This is a genomic window from Methylobacterium aquaticum, assembly GCF_001043915.1.
GTDB classification, from domain to species: domain Bacteria; phylum Pseudomonadota; class Alphaproteobacteria; order Rhizobiales; family Beijerinckiaceae; genus Methylobacterium; species Methylobacterium aquaticum.
Window position 1 is genome coordinate 1 of record NZ_LABX01000336.1, and the last position, 4,951, is coordinate 4,951.

Annotated in this window: 1 protein-coding gene; it reads left to right on the forward strand. The window is 70.9% G+C overall.

Going from position 1 to position 4,951, the window contains the following annotated elements:
- A partial coding sequence (locus VP06_RS37545; RefSeq protein WP_048467742.1) for a beta strand repeat-containing protein occupies nucleotides 1-4,951 on the forward strand: 4,951 nt, incomplete at both ends.

Here is a 4,951-nt window from a genome sequence, read left to right on the forward strand (position 1 = left end):
AAGGCGGGTTCGCTGTCGATTGATGCCGGGGACGGCACCAATACGGTGACGCTCGACGGCGACATCACCGTCGTGGATGCGGCGCAGATCACGACGGGTGGGGACGATGATACGGTCACTCTGACCGGGACGGTGAAGGCGGGTTCGCTCGCGATCATGGCGGGGGAGGGCACCAACCGTGTCGCGCTCGACGGCGGCTTCACGGTCGCGGGCGAGCTCGCGGTGGTGACCGGCGGCGGCCGGGACAGCATCACGCTCACGGGCATGTACGGTTCGGTGTCGGGCGGCGTGGCTGGCCTCGGGTCGCTGCGGATCGACGCCGGAGGTGGGTCCAACACGGTGTCGCTGACCGGCGAGTACGCGATCAACGGGTCGGCCCGGATCACGACGGGCGGCAGCGACGACACGATCTCCCTCACGGGCCGCTACACGGCGGCGTCGATGACCATCGACGCAGGCGAGGGCGTGAACACCGTCGACATCGACGCCGACCTGGCCGTGGCCGGCGCCCTGGCGGTGCGGACGGGCAGCGATGCCGACGCGATCACCGTCGCGGGCGCGGTCAAGGCCGGCTCGATGGAGGTCACGGCGTCCTCCGGCAGCGGCGACGGCCGGAACACCATCACGCTTGTCAGCGTCACCACGGTCGCCGGTGCCCTGACCATCCAGGGCGGCAGCGGGATCGACACGCTGACCGATACCACGCTCGTCGCCGGCGCCGTCCGGACCTCGGCCATCGTCACCGCGGGGTCGGTCGCGATCGCCCTGGGCGACGGCACCAACGGCGTGACCCTGGCCAGCCGCTGGACCGCCTCGGGCGCGTTCACCCTCGAGACCGGAGCCGACGCCGACACGATCACCGACGCCGTCTCGGCGAACGGCGCCGTGCTCCAGAAGGCGACGATCCAGGCCGGTTCGATCGCGATCCGGGCGGGCGCGGGTGACACCGTGATCACGCTGCTCGGCAGCACGGTCGCAGCCTCGACCTTGGCCGTGACCACGCTCGGCGGACGCGATCGCGTGACCCTGCGTGGACGCCTGCGCTCGACCACGACGGACATCGCGCTCGGCGCCGGTGACGACGTGCTCGATGCCGAACTCGTCGAGATCGCCGGCAACACGCGAATCCTCGGCGAGGACGGGCAGGACACGATCACGATCACCCGCCTGCCCCCGCTGTCGAGCGCCACCAACGGGCGCCGCGACACCCTCGACATCGATGGCGGCCAGGACACCGACACGGTGCTGATCCAGCTCGCCGGGTCCTCGTCTTATCGGATCAACGTCCATGACAGCGGCGATGCCGATCGCGGGGTCGACGCGCTGACGATCCTCGGCACCGACGGCGACGACACATTCCTCGCCCGCCGGAACCTCGTCGCCCTGGTGCATCCGAATGCCGACGGCACCGACCCGGCGGATGCGGCGGTCGAGCGCATCACCGTCGATGGCTCACTCAACGGCCGCATCCTGGTCGAGGGCGGCCTCGGCGACGACCACTTCGCCATCGACGACACCGTGCCGCTGACCATCGACGGTGGCGTCGGCGACGACACCTTCCAGGTCGGCCAGGTCTTCGCGACCCCGCGCGACGTCGCCGACGGCGTGCTCGCCGAGGACGCTTTCGACACGGTCCCGCTCTCCTTCGACGGCTGGCTGTCGAAGGGCAATTCGGTGCCGACCGTCATCAAGGGCGGCACCGGCAACGACACGGTCCAGGTCTACTCGAACAGCGCCGACCTGTATCTCGACGGCGAGGATGGCGACGACACGGTCGTGGTCCGGTCCTTCGCGCTCGCCGGCAGCGGTCCCGCCACGGTCGCCTACAGCGTCAACGCCCCGCTCCACGTCGACGGCGGAAGCGGCGTCAACAAGGTGGTGGTGCTCGGCACCGAGGCTGCCGACGCCTTCCTGGTGACGCAGGACGGCGTTTTCGGCGCCGGCCTGTCGATCACGCCCCGCAATGTCCAGGCAATCGAGGTCGATGGCCTGGAGGGCGACGACACCATCTCGGTGCGGTCGACCGCCGCCGGCGTCGTCACGACGCTGATCGGCGGCCTGGGCAGCGACACCGTCTTGGCGGCCGGCGATGTCTCGGGTCAGGTCGTCTCCCGCGACGGAACGGGCGGCTCGGCGGTGATCAACCACACCGTGACGAGCGCCGACATGCGCTATGACGGGTTGGCCGTCGCCGGCATCGATGTCACGGTGGCGACCGACCAGAGCCGGTTGATCGGCGGTGGCCACGACCTGACGGTGTGGGAGGACAGCGCCGACACCACTCCGGACGCGGCGGGCAGCCGCGTCGCCACCTATACTGTGGCGCCGCCGCCGCCGGCCACCACTGCGCTCACTGCCACGGATGTCGCGGTCGTCACGGTCTCGGCGGAACAATCCTCCGCGCAGATGCGGGCGCTCGCCGGCAATGCCGGCACGGTCGAGGTCTCGCTCGACGGGATCACCTATGCCGACAGCCTGACGGTGACCTTCACGACCGTCTCGGACGGAACCGGCGGCTATGTCTGGAGCGCGTCCCGCACGGTCTATGTCCGCGCCAAGTCGGACAGCGCCGCCGAGGGCGACCGGATCGTCGCGATCGGCCATTCGGTGATCAGCTCCAACGCCGAGATCGACGGCGCGGCCCTGAACACCGTGATGGTCACGGTGATCGACGATGACACGCCCAGCCTGATCATCACCCAGACCGACGGCGACACCACGGTCATCGAGGGCACCCGGCCGCAGCAGGCCGACCGCTACACCGTCGCCCTCAACACACAGCCGCGGCCGGGCGAGACCGTCACCGTCACCCTGTCGACGACCAGCGGCCGGATCCGTCTGACCCGGGCCGATGGCAGCGCGCTCCCGGTGGATGCGGATGGCAACGCCGTCCTGACCTTCACGGCGGCAAACTGGAACGTCGCCCAGACCGTGATGGTCTCGGCGCCGCCGGACGACCAAGTCCAGGCCCGGCAGATCGTCCAGATCACCCACCGGGTGACCAGCTCGCTCGGCGCGGCGGGCTTCTTCGGCAGCATGGCCGACGCCCCGGTGCTGAATGTCACGGTCGTCGACGGAACCTCAGCCGGCGTGCTGGTGCGCCCGGCGCCCGGCGGCGTGACCGTCACCGAGACCCGGACCTCCTCCTACGACGTGGTGCTGACGGCGGCGCCGACCGCGCCCGTCACGCTGACCCTGGAGGATGACGGCCAGACCATCCTGTCGAGCGACGACCCCCGCTTCACCGCGGCGGCGGCCGGCCGGCCTGCCACCGTCACTTTCGGGCCGGACAACTACGACACGCCGATCCGCATCACCGTCGCCCGCGATCCGCAGGGGGCGAAGACCCGGACCGATCTCAAGACCGTCTCGCGCCAGCCGCACGACGTCGGCAGCATCATCCAGGGTCCGCTGGTGCTCCAGGGCGGCGTCGGCCCGCAGGATCGCGGGCTCCAGCAGGCCCTGGCCCTGCCGGGCGAGGAGAATGCCGCGGTCGCGCGCCGTATCGCGGCGAGCAGTCAGCCCGATCTCGACCGGCTCACCGTCTCCAACGACACGACGACGCTCGGTGTTGCCGGCACGCTCGAGGCCGACCATATCGGCGGCCTCGGCATGCCGGCGGCCGACCTCGTCGTGGGCGGCGTGACCACGCGCGGCGGCATCACCTATGCGGGGATGAACGTCGTTCAGGTCCTGCTCGGCCAGGGCAACGACACGGTCATGGTGGCGAGCACCGCGACCGGCACGCTCACCGAGATCCATGGCGGCGGCGGGGCCGACACGCTGACGGTGACCGGCTCCACCGGCCTGCTCGCCCTGTTCGGCGACACCACCGCCGATCACAGCCGCTACGATTCGACGCCCGAGATCCCGACCGGCCGCGCCTACGCCTTCCGGCGCGAGGGCATGGTCGGCGTCGACGGCCGGCCCGTCAGCCTCGCCGACCGGATCGACGCCTCGGGCGCCACCGGCATCGTGATGATCGACGGCGGCGCCGGCGACGACGTGCTGATCGGCGGCCAGGGCCGCACCTTCATCGCGGGCGGCTCCGGCAACGACACCATCACGGGCAGTCCGGTCGCCGACGTGATCCTGGGCGATTCTGCCTTCAACCTCTCGGCCGCGACCCGGATCCTGACCATCGACGACACCGGCGCCGCCGGGGCCGACACGATCGACGCCGGGGCCGGCGCCAACGTGGTGATCGGCGATCACGGCCAACTCTACCAGGACGGGCTGCCAACGCCGCAGCTGTTCCTCGAGGGCACGCATCTCCTCAGCCGCGCCGTCTCGACCAACCTCGCGGCGGGGGCGGGCGACACCATCACCACCATGGCCGGCGACACCGTGATCATCGGCGGTGTCGGCGCCGACCGGATCACGGTGGGCACGGGCAACCACGTCATCCTCGGCGATAACGGCGACGCGGTCTTTACGAACGGGGTGCTGACCTCGATCTCGACCCTGTCCGGCACGATCGGCGGCGACGACACGATCAGCGCCCAAGACGGCGACTCGGTCATCCTCGGCGGGGCTGGCGCGGACCGGATTACGCTCGGCAAGGGCAAGCAGGTTATCCTCGGCGATACCGGCGCGGCGACCTTCACGCTGGTCGATGGCGTGCGGGTGTTGGCGACGATCGCAACCCTGGACGGGGAGGCGGCGATCGGTGGCGCCGACACGATCCAGGCCGATGACGGCGACGCGACGATTATCGGTGGCGCCGGTGCGGACCGGATCACGGTCGGCACGGGCAACCACGTCATCCTGGGCGACAACGGCCAGGCGACCTTCGCGGCCGGCCGGCTGAGCGCGATCGCATCGATCGACCCTGAGATCGGCGGCGACGACGCGATCACGGCGCGGGACGGCAGCTCGACCATCCTGGGTGGGGCCGGCAGCGACGCGATCACGCTCGGTTCCGGCCACGCAGGGGGGGTGGGGGGAAACG